General features: G+C 39.3%; 13 protein-coding genes. 7 read left to right on the top strand and 6 right to left on the bottom strand.

Annotated elements, in window-relative coordinates; translation table 11 throughout:
* Positions 1 to 188 precede the first annotated feature (188 nt).
* Positions 189 to 1,004, bottom strand: a complete 816-nt coding sequence (locus tag Q1R07_RS06390) for a hypothetical protein (protein WP_300487453.1) — start codon at positions 1,002 to 1,004, stop codon at positions 189 to 191.
* A gap of 193 nt (positions 1,005 to 1,197) precedes the next feature.
* Here Q1R07_RS06390 and gcvP point away from each other — a divergent pair, with 193 nt between their 5' ends.
* From gcvP to Q1R07_RS06355, 7 genes are all read left to right on the top strand, one after another.
* Complete coding sequence (gcvP, locus tag Q1R07_RS06385) at positions 1,198 to 4,047, top strand: aminomethyl-transferring glycine dehydrogenase (RefSeq protein ID WP_300487450.1); 2,850 nt, start codon at positions 1,198 to 1,200, stop codon at positions 4,045 to 4,047.
* A 59-nt stretch (positions 4,048 to 4,106) separates the two neighbouring features.
* The gene (locus Q1R07_RS06380) at positions 4,107 to 4,487 is read left to right on the top strand and encodes a group III truncated hemoglobin (RefSeq protein WP_300487447.1); all 381 of its coding nucleotides are present in this window, start codon (positions 4,107 to 4,109) and stop codon (positions 4,485 to 4,487) included.
* Between the two features lie 123 nt (positions 4,488 to 4,610).
* Entirely contained in the window at positions 4,611 to 5,672 is a 1,062-nt protein-coding gene (locus Q1R07_RS06375; protein ID WP_300487444.1) for a ketoacyl-ACP synthase III, read from the top strand.
* A gap of 2 nt (positions 5,673 to 5,674) precedes the next feature.
* Positions 5,675 to 6,199 carry a methyltransferase gene (locus Q1R07_RS06370; protein ID WP_300487441.1) on the top strand — a complete coding sequence of 175 codons (525 nt, stop codon included), beginning with the start codon at positions 5,675 to 5,677 and terminating at the stop codon, positions 6,197 to 6,199.
* A complete protein-coding gene (locus Q1R07_RS06365) occupies positions 6,199 to 7,047 on the top strand; it encodes a glycosyltransferase family 2 protein (RefSeq protein ID WP_300487438.1) in 849 nt (282 codons plus the stop codon). The genes Q1R07_RS06370 and Q1R07_RS06365 overlap by 1 nt, the downstream gene beginning before the upstream one ends.
* A gap of 72 nt (positions 7,048 to 7,119) precedes the next feature.
* A complete protein-coding gene (locus tag Q1R07_RS06360) occupies positions 7,120 to 7,863 on the top strand; it encodes an ABC transporter permease (RefSeq protein WP_300487435.1) in 744 nt (247 codons plus the stop codon).
* Positions 7,864 to 7,865: 2 nt separating this feature from the next.
* Positions 7,866 to 8,630 (top strand): ATP-binding cassette domain-containing protein, encoded by a 765-nt coding sequence (locus tag Q1R07_RS06355; protein ID WP_300487432.1) that lies wholly within the window; start codon positions 7,866 to 7,868, stop codon positions 8,628 to 8,630.
* Between the two features lie 76 nt (positions 8,631 to 8,706).
* On the opposite strand, the gene Q1R07_RS06350 is transcribed toward Q1R07_RS06355, so the two are convergent.
* The 5 genes from Q1R07_RS06350 to Q1R07_RS06330 all read right to left on the bottom strand — a co-directional run.
* Positions 8,707 to 14,484 carry a TcdA/TcdB catalytic glycosyltransferase domain-containing protein gene (locus tag Q1R07_RS06350; RefSeq protein ID WP_300487429.1) on the bottom strand — a complete coding sequence of 1,926 codons (5,778 nt, stop codon included), beginning with the start codon at positions 14,482 to 14,484 and terminating at the stop codon, positions 8,707 to 8,709.
* A 399-nt stretch (positions 14,485 to 14,883) separates the two neighbouring features.
* Positions 14,884 to 15,945 (bottom strand): mannose-1-phosphate guanylyltransferase, encoded by a 1,062-nt coding sequence (locus Q1R07_RS06345; protein ID WP_300487426.1) that lies wholly within the window; start codon positions 15,943 to 15,945, stop codon positions 14,884 to 14,886.
* Between the two features lie 38 nt (positions 15,946 to 15,983).
* Positions 15,984 to 16,583, bottom strand: a complete 600-nt coding sequence (locus Q1R07_RS06340) for a SprT-like domain-containing protein (RefSeq protein WP_300487423.1) — start codon at positions 16,581 to 16,583, stop codon at positions 15,984 to 15,986.
* 20 nt (positions 16,584 to 16,603) lie between these two features.
* A complete protein-coding gene (locus tag Q1R07_RS06335; RefSeq protein WP_300487421.1) occupies positions 16,604 to 17,281 on the bottom strand; it encodes an SDR family oxidoreductase in 678 nt (225 codons plus the stop codon).
* Positions 17,282 to 17,313: 32 nt separating this feature from the next.
* The coding region (locus Q1R07_RS06330) for a M28 family peptidase (RefSeq protein ID WP_300487418.1) at positions 17,314 to 18,092 on the bottom strand (779 nt) is incomplete at its 5' end.

The following is an 18,092-nucleotide window of genomic DNA, read 5'->3' as shown; positions in this document are numbered from 1 at the left end:
TGATAAAGATTTGGTTGCACACTTACTCATAGGCTTTTCAGTTTCCGCCCCGTTTTAAAGTGCATCCGGCTCACTATGTTTTGATTTTCCATTCCAAAACTAGTGTACCAAGACCATAAAAAACAGCGTATTTCCCCGTTAAAAACAAAACAGGTAAAACCAATAAGCCAGAAGTTTTTTCTTATATATCATGCAAAAAGCAGCACCAATCCCCACCAGAAAACCGGGATACTTTCGACCCAGAAAGACGTATAATAATCGGATCGTTTCGGACTTGAAAAAAGGGTAAAAAGCGCAATAACCAGTACCAATACAAGGTTAATCCACAACTGTACGATCTGGAAATCGCTTTTAAAAAACTCCAATCCGTAGAAAGGCAGTAACAGGAATAAATTGAGCCATTTGGTTCGTTTTACGCCCAAGCGTTGCGGAACGGTTTGCAGCGAAAGATCATCGTTTTTCAGATCGATAATTTCGAAAATAAGAATGAGGATGATCACCAAAAGGAAACGCTGAAAAAACTTTAGAAAGACATCATTCGTAAAATCCAGTCCGGCGTTTAAAATCGGAAGGAACAATGTAATTCCGGCCCAGCAAAAAGCCACGATATAGATTTTCACTCCGGCCCAATTCCGGGCATTCCCCAACTTTGGAAAAACCGGCAGGGTATACAACAGTGTTAGTCCCAAAAAAGCCAGCGCCAACAATTGCGTTTGCCGTTGGAGAAACCAGAAACCATATAATGTTCCGGCTAAAGCTACCACACTTAACACAACAATTGCTTTTAACTGCCGACTCATTTTGAGTTTTTTCGCACGGGCTAATGCATCGTATTTCACAAAGTTATAGCCAACGATTGTCCCACAAAAGGCAAATAGCGACATCGCCCAGTCAAATGAAATATGAAAAAAATGGAAGGTCATCTGTACCAAAGCGAAAACCGCAATAGCCACATGAATACTTCCGTTAATATAAAAGTCAAGTAATTTCTTGAGTAGTTGCATACTTACAAAAATAATCAATCTGTTAATAACATTTAATTTTGGTTGAAAATTCAACAAAAAATGGAGTTAAAAAAGAATTTTATTAGGAGATTAATAGTTATTTTTGTTCGCTTAAAACACAACTTAACGACAGTTTGATGCTATTCTCTGTTATGGGAATATCAAACGTTTATAAACAGGACATTAAGAACTGATGAAAACAGACGCATTTGCTTTACGACATTTAGGTCCAAGAGAGAGCGACCTTCAACACATGTTCCAAACCATTGGGGTGAAGGACATGGATCAATTATTGTATGAAACATTTCCGGACGGAATTCGTTTAAAAAACGATTTACAACTGGATCCGGCTTTAACAGAATACGAATATTTAACACATATCCAGCAATTGGGTGCCCAAAACAAAGTATTCAAATCGTATATCGGTTTAGGGTATCACCCGGCAATTGTTCCACCGGTAATTCAACGTAACATTTTTGAAAATCCGGGATGGTATACGGCTTACACGCCGTATCAGGCAGAAATTGCCCAAGGACGTTTGGAAGCACTTTTAAATTACCAGACTACGGTTATCGAATTAACCGGAATGGAAATTGCCAATGCTTCGTTACTTGACGAAGGTACTGCTGCTGCAGAAGCGATGGCATTACTTTTTGACGTACGTACAAGAGATCAGAAAAAAAACAATGCTAATAAATTCTTCGTTTCGGAAGAAATTTTACCGCAAACCTTATCGGTACTGGAAACCCGTTCCACTCCAATTGGAATCGAACTGGTTGTAGGTAACCACGAAACGTTTGATTTCTCAGAAGATTTCTTCGGAGCAATCTTACAATACCCTGGAAAACACGGTCAGGTTTACGACTATGCCGGTTTTATCCACACCGCAAAATCTAAAGAAATCAAAGTTGCTGTAGCAGCGGATATTCTGAGTTTAGTAAAATTAACCGCTCCGGGCGAATTAGGAGCCGATGTTGTAGTGGGAACCACGCAACGATTCGGTATTCCAATGGGATTCGGAGGACCACACGCGGCTTTCTTCGCCACCAAAGAAGAATACAAACGTAGTATGCCGGGACGTATTATTGGGGTTTCTCAGGATGTTAATGGTAACCGTGCGTTACGTATGGCGTTACAAACCCGTGAGCAACACATCAAACGTGAAAAAGCGACTTCCAATATTTGTACCGCTCAGGTATTACTAGCGGTTATGGCCGGTATGTATGCCGTTTACCACGGACCAAAAGGATTACAGTATATTGCCGACAAAGTACACGCTTCGGCGGTTACGACTGCAAATGCATTGGCAAAACTGGGAATCAACCAAATCAATACGGCTTTCTTCGACACCATCACGGTAAAAGCCGATGCAGCTAAAGTTAAAGCAGTAGCCGAAAACAACGAAGTAAACTTCTATTATAGCGACAACGATACGATTTCGATCTCCTTTAACGAGACGACCTCTTTAAACGACATCAACCAGATCGTAGCTGTTTTTGCTGAAGTTCTTGGAAAAGAAACCGTAACGGTAACCGCTTTAGACACGGCGACTCATATTCAGGAGAAATTGGTAAGAACATCAACATTCCTACAACACGACGTATTTAACAGCCACCATTCGGAAACGGCTTTAATGCGTTATATCAAAAAATTAGAGCGTAAAGACCTTGCGTTAAATCATTCGATGATCTCATTAGGATCGTGTACAATGAAATTAAATGCGGCTGCCGAAATGTTACCATTAAGTATGGCCAACTGGAACAGCATCCACCCGTTTGCTCCGGTAAACCAAACTACGGGTTACCTAACCATGTTGAAAAAACTGGAAGAGCAATTAAACGTGGTAACCGGTTTTGCAGGTACCTCTTTACAGCCAAACTCCGGTGCTCAGGGAGAATATGCCGGATTGATGGCAATTCGTGCGTATCATATTTCCAGAGGTGAAGGACACCGTAACGTGTGTTTAATTCCATCGTCGGCACACGGAACCAACCCGGCTTCGGCTGCGATGGCTGGAATGGACATCATCGTAACCAAAACCACTCCGGAAGGAAATATCGATGTTGAAGATTTAAGAGCGAAAGCAATCCAACATAAAGACAACCTTTCTTGTTTAATGGTAACGTATCCGTCTACACACGGTGTATACGAAAGTTCCATTATCGAGATCACCAAACTGATCCACGAAAACGGTGGTCAGGTATATATGGACGGTGCCAACATGAACGCTCAGGTAGGACTTACAAATCCTGCTACTATCGGTGCTGATGTTTGTCACCTGAACCTACACAAAACATTCGCGATTCCTCACGGAGGAGGAGGACCTGGAGTTGGACCTATTTGCGTAGCGCCACACCTGGTACCTTTCTTACCAACAAACCCGGTAATTGCTACCGGTGGTGATCAGGCGATTTCTGCTATCTCGGCTGCACCATACGGATCGGCTTTGGTATGTTTGATTTCATACGGCTATATCACCATGTTAGGTGCCGAAGGATTAAAACAAGCAACACAGTTTGCTATTCTGAACGCCAACTATATGAAAGCGCGTTTGGAACAACACTACCCTATTTTATATACGGGAGAATGCGGACGTGCGGCTCACGAAATGATTGTTGATTGCCGTTCTTTCAAACAAAACGGAATCGAAGTAACCGATATCGCAAAACGTTTGATGGACTACGGTTTCCACGCGCCTACAGTTTCATTCCCGGTAGCCGGAACGTTAATGATCGAACCTACCGAAAGTGAAAACTTAGGCGAATTGGATCGTTTCTGTGATGCTATGATTTCAATCCGAAAAGAAATTGAAAACGCTACTGCCGACGATACAAACAATGTATTGAAAAATGCACCGCACACGTTAGCGATGTTAACAGCTGATCGATGGGATTTCCCTTATACAAGAGAGAAAGCGGCTTATCCGTTGGAGTATATTGCTGAAAACAAATTCTGGCCTTCCGTACGTCGTGTTGACGATGCTTACGGTGACCGTAATTTAGTTTGTTCTTGCGCGCCAATTGAAGCGTATATGGAACACTAAAATCCAATATAAATACGAAGAGCCGCTTTATCGCGGCTCTTTTTTTATACTTTCACAATATGAATGACATTACCACCCGAGCCGATTTACTCCATCTGATGCGACAGTTTTACAACAAACTTTTATCCGACGATCGTATCCGATATATCTTTACCGACATTGCTCAAATTGACCTGGAAGCCCACCTTCCGCATTTAACCGATTTTTGGGAACAAACGCTTCTTCGCGAGGGAAGCTACCGAAAAAACGTAATGCAAATCCATCTGGATCTTAACGAAAAAGAACCGTTACGCCCGGAGCATTTTCAAATATGGCTGGAATATTTCAACAAAACAGTTGACGAACACTTCGAAGGCAGTAATTCCGAGTTAATCAAGACACGTGCCTTATCCATAGCGACGATTATGCAGCTAAAGATTTCTCAAAAAAATCACAATTAATTTTACTATCAATAATTTTAATCTCCTTTAAATAACTATTTCATAATAATCATTTTACACAAAATTTTTACCGGCACATAAGCGTTTAAAATCAATAACTTAGTATAAGTATAAATTCACCTTATGAACAGTAAAATAATCGGTTCCGGAAGTTATATTCCTAATATTACCGTAACCAATCTCGATTTTGCCCAGCATCAGTTTTTAAATGAAGACGGTTCGCCTTTTCCGTATGCGAATGATGTCGTTGCTCAAAAGTTTAAAGAAATCACGGGTATCGAAGAGCGTCGGTATGTCGAGGATCAATTATTAACTTCCGATATTGCTCATTTTGCCGCTCAAAAAGCGATCGAAGATGCCGGGATCGATCCGGAGACTTTAGATTATATTATCTTTGCCCACAACTTCGGCAATGTAAAACAAGGTGCTATTCAAACGGATATTCTTCCCAGTTTATCCGCGCGGGTAAAACACAGTCTTAAAATCAAAAATCCGAAATGTGTAGCCTATGATATCCTGTTTGGTTGTCCGGGTTGGATTGAAGGCATGATACAGGCAAATGCCTATATCAAAGCCGGTATGGCTAAAAGATGTCTTGTAATTGGAGCCGAAACCCTATCCCGCGTTGTCGACATTCACGATCGCGACAGTATGATTTATTCCGATGGTGCCGGTGCTACGATTATAGAAGCTTCCGACGATACGGATAGCGGAATACTCGCACACGAAACCGCTTCTTTTACCTATGATGAAGCCTATTTTCTATATTTCGGAAATTCTTTTAATGCCGAACACGATCCCGATGTTCGTTATATCAAAATGTATGGGCGTAAGATTTACGAATTTGCCTTAAGTCAGGTTCCGAAAGCCATGAAGGAATGTCTGGATAAAAGCGGTATTGCAATCGAAGAAGTCAAAAAAGTACTGATTCATCAGGCCAATGAAAAAATGGATGAAGCCATTATCCAGCGCTTTTTCCGACTGTACAAACAAACTCCGCCGGAAGGTGTAATGCCCATGAGTATCCACAAACTCGGAAATTCGAGTGTGGCTACCGTTCCGACTTTATACGATTTATTGATAAAAGGAAAAATCGAAAATCAGGAACTTCATAAAGGAGATGTTATTATCTTTGCATCCGTAGGCGCAGGAATGAACATAAATGCCTTCGTTTACCGATTATAACTATGTACGAAAAAACATTTCCGAACAAGCGATTTAAACATACACTAGCCTTTTTACAAAAACATATTTCCCCTTCGGAAGCTATTCTGGATTTGGGTGTTGACAACCCGTTTTCGAAGATTATGAAAGAAAACGGCTATACCGTAACCAATACCAAAGGAGAAGATCTGGATATCGATCAGACGGCACTTTCGGAAGGCAACTATCCGGTGACGACGGCTTTCGAAATTTTCGAGCATCTGTTAAATCCGTTTACGGTTTTACAAAACATCCAATCGGACAAACTGGTTATTTCGATTCCGATGCGTTTGTGGTTTTCGCCTGCTTACCGTAGCAAAACCGATATGTGGGATCGTCATTACCATGAATTCGAAGACTGGCAACTGGATTGGTTATTGGAAAAAACCGGCTGGAAAATTCTGGATCGCGAAAAATTTACCAACCCGGTAAAACAGATCGGAATTCGCCCGTTATTACGCCGTTTTACACCGCGTTATTATATCGTGTATGCTGAAAAAGTAAAATAATGAGGTACTATATCGTTATTCCGGCACATAATGAGGAGGCGTTTATTTCGTTAACCCTGGAATCGTTGGTGGCACAAACCGCACTTCCGCAACAGGTTGTGGTCGTAAACGATAATTCTACGGATAATACCCATGCCATTGTGAGCGATTTTGCAGTACGTTATCCCTGGATTTCGATCATCGAAAAAAAATCGGATGCGATCCATTTACCCGGAAGCAAAGTTATTCAGGCATTTCAAAAAGGATACGAACAATTGGACGGCAACTATGATTTTATTGTCAAATTGGATGCCGACCTGATTTTGCCACCCAATTATTTCGAAACGATTATCCGCATTTTTCAAAGTGATTCCGAAATCGGTATGGCCGGCGGTTTCGCTTATATCGAAAAAAACGGCGATTGGATACTGGAAAACCTAACCGATAAAGACCATATTCGCGGTGCTTTTAAAGCCTATCGCAAAGCCTGTTTTGAACAGATTGGCGGATTAAAACCGGCAATGGGTTGGGATACGGTTGACGAATTGCTTTGCAAGTTTTACAACTGGAAAGTCGTAACCGATGCAAGCTTACAGGTAAAACACCTGAAACCAACCGGAGCGAATTACAACAAAACGGCACGCTACAAACAAGGCGCTGCATTTTACAGTCTGCGCTACGGCTTTACAATTACAGCTATCGCTTCTTTAAAACTGGCCCTATTAAAAAAGAAACCATTTCTTTTTATCGACTATATGGTTGGTTTTTTTAAAGCCTGGTTGGGTAAAAAACCGTATTTGGTAACGCCGGAACAAGGTCGTTTTATCCGAAAATACCGTTTCCAAAAAATGAAAGCCAAGCTTACATAGGCCAAAAAACTCCGTCGCAATACCCCAAAACTCGTAACTTATTGGTATTTTAGCCAAGATTTATTAAATATTATGCTTAGATATCTGTCACAAATAGGAAAATACTTCCTGATGTTGAAAGAAGTCTTCAATAAACCGACAAAATGGTCGGCGATGAAGCAGCTAATTTTCAAAGAAATAGACGATTTAATTATCGGATCACTGGGAATTGTGGCGTTTATTTCGTTTTTCGTTGGTGGCGTAGTTGCCATCCAAACGGCGTTAAACTTAACCAACCCGTTAATCCCAAAATACCTGATCGGTTTTGCGACCCGTCAATCCGTAATTCTGGAATTTGCTCCTACTTTTATCTCCATTATTATGGCTGGTAAAATGGGATCTTTTATTACGTCCAGTATCGGAACGATGCGCGTAACCGAACAGATCGACGCTTTAGAAGTAATGGGAATCAATTCCCTGAACTATCTGGTATTCCCAAAAGTAATCGCATTGCTATTGTATCCGTTTGTTATCGGTTTAAGTATGTTTTTGGGAATTTTAGGTGGATGGATTGCCGGTGTTTACGGTGGATTTGCATCGAGTGATGAATTTATGACTGGTTTACAAGTGGAGTTTATTCCGTTTCACGTGGTTTATGCTTTTCTAAAAACCATCGTTTTTGCTTTATTATTAGCAACGATCCCATCGTTCCACGGATACTATATGAAAGGAGGCGCATTGGAAGTAGGAAAAGCCAGTACGACGTCGTTTGTATGGACCAGTGTGGCGATTATCCTTGCGAATTATATTTTAACACAATTACTTTTAACCAAATAATCATGATCGAAGTAAAAGATATCGAGAAATCATTTGGTGACACCAAGGTTTTAAAAGGGATTTCCACGGTTTTTGACACCGGGAAAACCAATTTGATCATTGGACAGAGTGGTTCCGGGAAAACCGTATTATTAAAAAGTTTATTGGGCATTCATACGCCGGACAAAGGAACCATTTCGTTTGACGGCCGGATATACTCCGACCTTACCAGCGACGAAAAACGTGATTTACGTACCGAAATCGGAATGGTATTTCAGGGAAGTGCGTTATTCGACTCGATGACAGTAGAGGAAAACATCGGTTTCCCATTAAAAATGTTCACCAATAAAAACCCGCGTGAAATTCAGGAGCGTGTTGATTTTGTAATTGACCGTGTAAAATTGATCAACGCACATAAAAAGAAACCTTCCGAAATATCCGGAGGGATGCAAAAGCGTGTGGCTATTGCCCGTGCGATTGTAAACAACCCAAAATACTTATTCTGTGACGAGCCCAACTCCGGTCTGGATCCGAAAACATCAATCGTAATCGACAACCTGATTCAGGAAATTACCGAAGAATATAACATTACCACGGTGATCAACACGCACGATATGAACTCGGTAATGGAAATCGGGGAAAAAATTATTTTCCTAAAAGAAGGAATCCTTGCCTGGGAAGGTACGAAGAGGGAAATCTTCAAAACGGATAACGAGGCCATTGTGGACTTTGTATATTCATCAAACCTGTTTAAAAAAGTACGAAAAGCACAAAACAGAGAGCAATAAATCGGCATCTCTATTAATATCATCAAGGGCACAATACTTATTGTGCCCTTGATTTTTTTTACGATCATACGATAATTTATGCTTTTTTTATTACAACAAAAGGTATAAAGATTTCTTCATCGATAAGATCTTTACAAAGTCCCAACAGATCGGTAACCTTCAGGACATTATGTGGCCCTCTTCGCAATACAGCATCTGTATTGACTATTGTTTCTGTCATATCCTGATTAAAAACATCTTTAAAATAAATGGTTAGCTGTTTCACCCGATCAGTACTGGTTAATGTTACCAGAAAAGCATTACGCTTTTTGCTAATTCTTAAATCATAGGCACTTCCAAAATCCGACAGATCGATTGTATTTTGCTGAACTGCTAAGAAATGTCCGTCAAAAACAATTAGCGGTTTATTCGCATTACACATATAGTTTTTTATATCGATTGTATGCGTGGTATGACTTGTCGATATTGTCCATTCAAAATCCATAAATTCCTTTGGAATAGTGATTGTTTCTGCTTTCAAATTAGCCAACAGGACCGCTTTTTTAGTACTTAATTTCATATAAGCTGTTCCCGAAGTATTAATACAAACCACATCATCGGCTACTGTGAACTTCTCTTTATAGATTGTATTAAAAAAGTGAAAATCGAAGGTTTCCTTAAATACAGGCTCATTAAACAGGTTCCATTTATCGAAATCGATTTGTGTTACCACTCCTTTTTTAAGATTGTTATCATAATAGAATGAGAAACCATCCTGGGTCGAAAACAACATATTTGTAATGACATTATTGTTTACTTCAAATCCATAGATAATGATTTCTTGTAACAGAAACCCTTCCAGTGTCAAAACGGGTACTAATTCTGTTGTTTTATTTAATGTGAACTTGCAGTTGTCAAAATCCAAGAGTTTATAATCTTCAAAATGAATCCTTTCTACTGACACAGTAAGTTCTTCTTTTTTTACAGATACCGGCTCAACATGTAAAATAATTTGCTGTGAATATTGCAGCTCCCGTTTTCCTATTTGGCTAACGATATACATATTTCCACCTCCTCTACCCACAACTTGTACAAATGTACTTCTACCCAGGAAAAACACATTCGGTTTATTGGTAGCACCTTTTATTGCGGCTAAACGATACACATTATAATTAATAAAGGCCGGACACTTTACGATATTAAAATTAGTAATCGAAGCTTTGATACAATTTTCATATTTTCCGCCTGCATGGTCATTATAAATATTCTGATAACCGACAATATCGAGATCTACTTTAATATCCAGTTCAATATGCGACAGATCCAAAACATTATCTCCAGAACCTCCAACGAGTTTATACGTTCCGCTTTGTCCCAATGCCACGATATTATTACCTGGTCCGGTCGTTATCGTAAACTGATACGCGGCATATTTTTGTATGGTTTCTGTTGCTTTCGTGACATCGGACCAATCGACAATATTAGGTGTCATAAAGAGGTTGTTTTCGCTGTTGCCCGTTACAGTACATGAAGCGCCATCCTGTTCAATAGGATTAGTACCCGATTCTTCACAGAAAGTTTCCCAATATCCGCCACTGGCTCTTTGATTTCTATCGTCATAACCCAACCAGTCTGAGATATATTCCACCTGAGACATCAGTTTGTAACGAATTCCAAAACCTAATACCACTGTATTGATAATCCCTTTACCAATCGCCAATGGCTGATTATTGGGATCAAAAAATTCTTCGCGTGCAAAAGGCGGAATTGGTGCTGTAGAGGGGTATCCGTAATCCACTCTTTTTTTCACTTGTTCCGGTGTTTCGTTTGGCCAATGTCCGTAGTGAAGAGCGGTATCATTAGACTTGGTATAGGTTAAGCGGTACGGATTTTTATCATCATCCGTGAGCACCAGGACAACATCTCCCAAAATTTGATTTCGCGAAAGATCAATGATTCCATCTGGAGACTTATGTGGTACAGGATCGGCAAGGGAACGCATAATATCCTGCCATTTAACAAATTGATAATACCGTTCATGAGCATTTGCCAGATTGTGTACAATTGCTGTGACGCCTAATCCTACGGCACTAACAATAAGTACAGGTATTGCGGCTTCGGGGACAGCAAAAGAGGCTAGTGTAAGTGCTGCCACCATAGAATCTACTACCAGCTGACTTATTGCTACCGCTCGTTCTGGGCCGGATCCTGCTTTATTCAAATAGATTACATCTTCGTACAATCCCCATATATTGAGTCCTATCAAAGGTAATTTTAAAAATACACTAATGGATGTTAGTAACTTACCAATGTCTCCCCCTATCTTTAAGGCGGTTTTTTCGCATAAATTAGCCAAAGTTCCTTCTATAGAAAAAGTAAATATTGTTCCCGATTGCGCCAGAGTATCTCCTATAATAAACATGGCTATTGTACCCAACATAGCATCGGCCAACTGTTTTCCGCCCAGTGCTACAGCAGCAATATCGTAACTGCTCCCATATCCGCCCCGTAAAGCTACAGCCCCGCGAATTAGCCCCATCAGTCCTAAACCGGCACCCCCTAAAACTAGGGCAGGTTCTGCGCCTTCGGCCAGGGTATATACATGATTACTTATTGTTTTTTCCAAATCGGCACAATCCATTACAATTGCGACTTCTTTTCCGGTTTCTTTATTTATTAATGTTAGTCCATATTTCTGACCTTCGAGTTTTTCGACCGCACCGCTCTTGAATTTATACATTTCCGGATTAATTTCCATATTGTTCAGCAGACCGTCTAATTTAACTGAAAACTGACCGTATATATCAGCCACTTGTTCAGACGATTGCAATATATTATAATGCAATGTCTCGACATGTCCCGTCGCTTTTCCATTGGTCAGATCAGACAGTAACAAAACGCCATTATCCGTTGGTAATTTTCCAGCCGTTTTTAAGATTTTTAACCTGTTAATAGTAGCTGTATCGACTTCATTGTTGTACATAAAGCGATATAATTTTTGAGCATCAAAAGACATTTTATCCCAGAAATCCTTATCGCTAAATGGGGTATTTTCGTCAAGAGGTGCCCAATTATACATCCCTCCCATCTCAACCAATTCTGTTCGTCTAAAACCTGTCTCATTAAATTTTACTACTCCGTTTTTTCGGTCTAAACTTCTTAATTTATCAGATGTCAAAGAAATACCACCCTGATTTATTATATCGGTAAAATAGCTTAATCCTCCAAAAGTGCTCAGATCAGAATTACTGTATCTTGTAATATATACTTGATTATTGGCTAATCCATAATACCCTCCCAGCCCACTAATCAGATCTAAATGTTGCTGAATAAACGAGCCCGCTTTTTGAAGGTTATCAAAACTAACATAACCAATATTAGAATCATAAAAAGTATACCAGTCTCCTTTACGGCTCAAAGTCATTCCGTGGTTAGGTGTGGCCAATAGAAATCGTTCATTTTTTGTAAAAGTCAGTTTGTTTATGGCCTCGGACAATCTTTCTACAGGAGCAGTAGCCGTCTCTTTGAATATTGACTTTTTCACTTTAAACAGTTCTTTATTTACAGCTATATTTAGCGCTTTTAATTTCCCTAAAAACTGATTGTAAAGTCCTAAATCAGATGCAGACAGCACATTATCCATTTTGTTTAATTGTAACCCGGACAGCGCTGCAATATCCGAAGCAAACACATCGGTAGCATTTAAGTCATCTGCCAACCCCTGTATCACCGATAAGCCCAGGCACAAACCTTCCGACTCTTCTATTGGTAACAATAACTCTTGCGGTAAAAACTGTATATTTCGCGGTTGAAAGTTGTGTGCCAATTCATAAAAACGTATCGCTTTCGTTTCAAAATAGTCTTTAAATTTCAGCACCCTTTGTAAGTTTCTGAAATACACGTTTTCCAGTTCTTCATCCATAGTAGGAGAAGGAGCATAATCAAAATGCGTATATAAATCGGCGAATTCGGGTTCGTTTACAAAATAAGAGACATATGTTGGAAACATGCCTACAGGCTCTATAAGTTCAAGATTAGAAAAAAAGTTTCCATATTGTGCTTTAAAAAAATTATCACGGGCAAAGTCGATCAATCCAACACCACATAAAACATCATTATCTACATCTACAGAGTCTAGGAATCGGTTTAGTCGATAGTGTGTTTGCGCTTCTATTGTAAAATTTTTATAATTTCGGGCATCAGTATCCAAACCGCCATAAAATTCTTCGCTAAACACTTCATCTCTAAATGTTCTAAGACTTTGAAGTGTCATGTTAACAGAGAGATGTGGTAAAATCTGTTCGACTATCTTAGACGATTTAACCAGATACGCTATAACAGCCTGTAATCCGGCTGAATTCTCTTTTGCACTAATTATAACACGAGAGCGTTTATACTGCTCTATAAGCTCAGTACCCCGGGTACGCTTAACATAATCTTTAAAAACATAGTTGTGTTGTATTGTTTTAAAAAATCCTACGGGTTCCAATTCTTTAACAGCATCCCATATGGCATTAATTTTTTGTTGGTCACCTAAAGATGCATCTAAATAACTTACATCGGCAGGATGCTCTTTCTGTAGTATCTTCCGTTCAATTATACGCTCTTTAATTGCATTTTCCACCTGTTCTTTATTATCACAGGAAGAAACTCTTACTGCTTCCTCCATTCCGGGTAACAGCACTGAATTTGTGGTATGAAGTTCAAGAATATTGGTTACCGAGTTGTTATATTTTGGCAAGCAACCTGTTTCCAGTACATTACCGCCTTCTGATTTTAACACCAGTAAAGTCAGGACACTTTGAGCAGCGCGATAATCCATACGCATTAATACTTCCCGATTGTAGTAACGCTCTAAATCGGGGTTTTCAGACAAGATATCTTCGACATCCTTTGAGGCGAAATGGGGATATTTTCGCGGAAACTCATCTTGAATTCTATCCAATAACTCTTGTCGGTCATTGATTTTTTGAATATAAGCCTGTATTCTATCCTGAGGTACGTGGAGCTGGTCATTCATAAACCGAACCCGAAAGTTATCCCATTGTTCATGAGGTTGGTCTTTTATAAAATTATAGGCCGTATCCTGTAAAGGTATTCCTTCAGAAGGAACCAACGCTTTAAATTCCTCGAGAAAAGCCGCTGCTGTAGCCCGAAGCTGCATAGCCTGACCTACCAAATTTCTTAATTGTTGTAATATCTCAAGTGTTGGATTTTGTCTGTAAACCTCATTTAATGCTACTATCTGATCTTGAGTAGCATTCAATTGTTCCAGTGTAGCGATTCGATCAGGATATAAAGCACGCCATCGATCCATGACTCTCCGGATGGCTATTCGATGAATTTCAACATATAAATCATTGACAAGCACATTATTCTTATCGGTCCATAAATTGACCGTAGAGGGCGTTCCTTTTCTGCTTTGTGCAATTAACCATGTCTCTATATTAGCCATATCATATTCTGTAAATGATGGTGAAACATTTACAAAATGGAATACATCTTCTAATTCCGAGTCGAGCGTTCCTACATAAACAACATTTCGCACTATAATAGAATCCGTGCTTAGCATCGTATTTGAGAATGTTATGATTTCCTCCGGCGTATTATGAAGCAATTGTCTGACATATTCAAAGGATAAATCCTGTAAAAATGACATATCATTTTTCAAAATTATTAATAGTCGAAATCCTTCTTCTCCTATTCGTTGTGGATCAGGTAACTCATGATAGTCATTCAAATGACTTCTAAGTGTAGCAAATGTAACATTGCAATATTCTTCCAACTCATTTCTTAATGCAGGATCAGCAACATTATTCAAAATCTGGGCAAGTAGGTTGTCCCAGGTAATAACAGGTTCTGGTAATTGTGGCATATAAATAGTATTATTAGTTAGTACTCCAAAAAAGGGAACAATACGAAAAAGAACGTTTCACAATATTCCGGATAATCCCTGATTTTCATTTTTGAAATTCATAAAACACAGGCATCCTATCCGATATACTAGTTAACGCTTATTTATTCAAAATTTAGCAATGTTATTTTAAACAAATCGCATTCAGGCTCTTACTTACCTTTATCGGTAACATTTTGACCTTAACCTGTTAACATTTGATATTCAAACAGCCGTTGATAATCTAAAAAGCTATTTAAACCGTAACCTATACGACAACGGATAATCCTATTATAGCTTCTTCCTGTTTGAACGCCAGCTATAGCCATAAAAAAATCCCCAAAAGCATTGCTAATGGGGATTTTTACTATTTATTTTTCTTTATTTCTGATCCAGCAGTACACTAATCTTTTTAATTTCCTGCTCTTTATCTTTCGGATAAATCAACAGCGTATCGTTTTTATCTACGACAATAAAATCGCTCAACCCGTTAATCACCACGAGTTTTTTACCTTCAGTCCGGATAATATTATTAGAAGCATTCTCCAGAATCATCGTTGCATTTACAACAGCATTGAATTGCTCATCTTTTGGCAATTTTTCATGTAGCGATCCCCAGGTTCCCAAATCGTTCCAATCGAAAGTTGCCGGCAATACATATACATTTTTGGCCTTTTCCAAAACAGCATAATCAATCGAAATATTTTCGGCATCGCCATAAATTTCGTGGATAAACTCCTGTTCCCTAGGTGTATTATATACGCTAATTCCTTTTTGAAAAAGGGCCATCATCTCTGGAAGAAAAGTTTCGAAAGCTTCGGTAATGGAACGTATACTCCAAATAAAGATACCGGCATTCCACAAAAAGTTACGGCTTTGGATAAACGCTTTAGCTGTGGCATAATCCGGTTTCTCCCGGAATTGCACTACTTTTTTAATCGGGTTATTATCCAGCTTATTGTACTCAATATAACCATAACCGGTATTTGGGAAAGTCGGTAAAATCCCTAATGTCATTAAAACATTGTTTTGAGAACAGTTCTCGAATGATTTTTGAAGATTGGCTATAAATTGATCTTCATCCTCAATCCAATGATCACTTGGCGCTACAACCACTAATGCATCTGGATTTTTTTGTTGTATTTTTAAAGAGGCCAATACAATACAAGGTGCTGTATTTCGCATTACAGGCTCCAGGATTACCTGTTCCTGTTTTACCTGAGGCAATTGTTCCAACACCAACTGATTATAGCGTTCGTTGGTTAAAATCAATATATTTTCTTCCGGTACAATCTTAGAGAGTCTGCTAAATGTTTTCTGGATCAGTGTTTCCCCGGTTCCTAACATGTCGTGGAACTGTTTTGGAAAATCGACTGTACTCACTGGCCAAAACCGGGATCCAACCCCACCGGCCATTAATATTGCATAATAATTTTTATTCATCGCATTGTGCCAAATGATATGGCTAATTCTTTAGTTTATTATCCGGGTAACAATTCCACTTCGGCATTGGGATTAAACAGGTACACCTTTCCCGAATTCAATTCCATACATTCGAATCGTTTGATTCGCTGTGCCCCTTTTTTAAAAATCCTTCCATTATGTATCCGAAAGATACTTCCATACGGGATTTCAAATATATAATTTTTATCGTTAGCAGGATCAAATTGTTTTAAAGCAAGGGCTAATGTGGCATCGGTATCGCTACTCGCTTTCGGGTTTCTGAAATGCCGAGCCAGCAACGGTAATAACTGATTGGGGAAAATCTCCGGTCGCAAAAACGGTACCATCAACCGCTGAAAGGTGTTTTTCCATTCGTCTCCATGCGGCTTAATATTCCGGCCATATTTTTCGAAAGCCACCAAATGGGCAATTTCATGAATAAGCGTCATAAAAAACCGATATTTATTCAGACTGGCATTAACCGTAATCTGATGATAGCCATCCGGATGTTTCCGGTAATCGCCATGTCGGGTCACCCTTTCATTAACGATTTTCAGATGTACGCGATTGAGCTTTATCAGCTCAAAAACGGCATCCAATGCATGCTCCGGTATATAGGGTGCTAATTTATCTTTCATGTGAATCCCTCTGAACGCGTTTATGGCGTGGTTGAAGAAACCTGTAGTACTTTTCCGTTGAAATATTTATTGCCGTTTAAAGCAAAATCAAAAATATAGTCGGCCATTTCTTTTGCGTTTAGCGGTGCTTCATATCCCGGGAATGCTTCCTGTAGCATTTCCGTCTGAACGGCGCCTAATGCCAATACATTAAAAGCGATTCCTTTTTCTTTGTATTCTTCGGCCAATAATTCCGACAGGGTAATTACCGCTCCTTTACTCGAGCTATACGCCGCAAGTCCTGCAAATTTCATGCTTCCCTGAATTCCTCCCATACTACTAATCGTTAGTACATGGCTTCCTTTTTGCAGGTATGGAATACAGATACGGGTTAAATTGGCCACACCAAAAACATTTACTTTATAAATATTTTCGAATTCCTGAGCCGAAATTTCCCCGAATGGCTTTAGCAATAACGCTCCGGCATTATGGATAAGGATATCCACTTTTTTCCAGGTCGTCGCGATAAATTGCTGTACTTTTTCCAGATCTTCCTCCAGTGAAAGATCAATGCTTAAACAGCTGATATTTTCATTTTCGAGTAATGCCTGTGGTTGTTTTCGCGACAAGGCCAACACCTGATGTCCCGCAGCTGCAAATTCCAATGCCAGTTCATATCCGATTCCTCTGCTTGTCCCTGTTATAATAATGTTTTTCATTGTATTGTAAAATCCTGTTCGATTGTATGCTTTTAATTTAGTTTAATCTCTTTTTGTTTCGAATTGGTCATTCCCTCTACTGCCGGGATGATTTCTTTCGCATAAGCCGCCATATGTGCCGTATCCATTAACTTAAATTCATCCGACGGATGATGGTAATAGGAATAATTTTCAAAATCGAATGTACAAACGGTTTGTGCCGGCACATTAAATTCTACGAAAAACGGATAATTATCCGACGCCATAAACAAGCGGTATTGCAATTCGACTTCTAAAAACCCTACGGTTTTCTTATGGGTATATTCATTGATTTTTTCCGACATATTCGATTTCCCGAAACCGGTTATATAGGACGAAAATTCCCGTTTCATCGGCACACCCAGCATTTCAAAATTCAACATGGTGTAGAGATTAAAATGCTGTTCTTTTAATTTTTTCGCCAAATGATAGGAACCTAACAACCCTTTTTCTTCCGCCGAAAAGAAGGCAACTAATATGCTTCTTTTGTTGGTTTTATTTTTTGCAAAATATTTGGCTACTTCCGACATTACCGTTGTTCCGGAAGCATTGTCGTTGGCACCATTGGCAATATCATCGCCATTAACCGGAGTCGATACCCGTCCGATATGATCGTAATGCGCACCGATAATCACAAACTCATTTTTAAGTTTCGGATCATTTCCTTCGATAACACCTACGATATTAAAAGCCGGTTTATGGAAATTACCCAACGTATCCCGGTAAGTTTTAAAATAGGGTTTAATATTGTTTTCGCGCATCAGGTTTTCAAGATACACGGCTGCTTTTTCAA

This window comes from Flavobacterium sp., assembly GCF_030146175.1.
In the GTDB taxonomy this organism is placed as follows: domain Bacteria; phylum Bacteroidota; class Bacteroidia; order Flavobacteriales; family Flavobacteriaceae; genus Flavobacterium.
The sequence above is the reverse complement of the archived record's forward strand: the minus strand, read 5'-3'. Positions and strand labels throughout refer to the sequence as shown.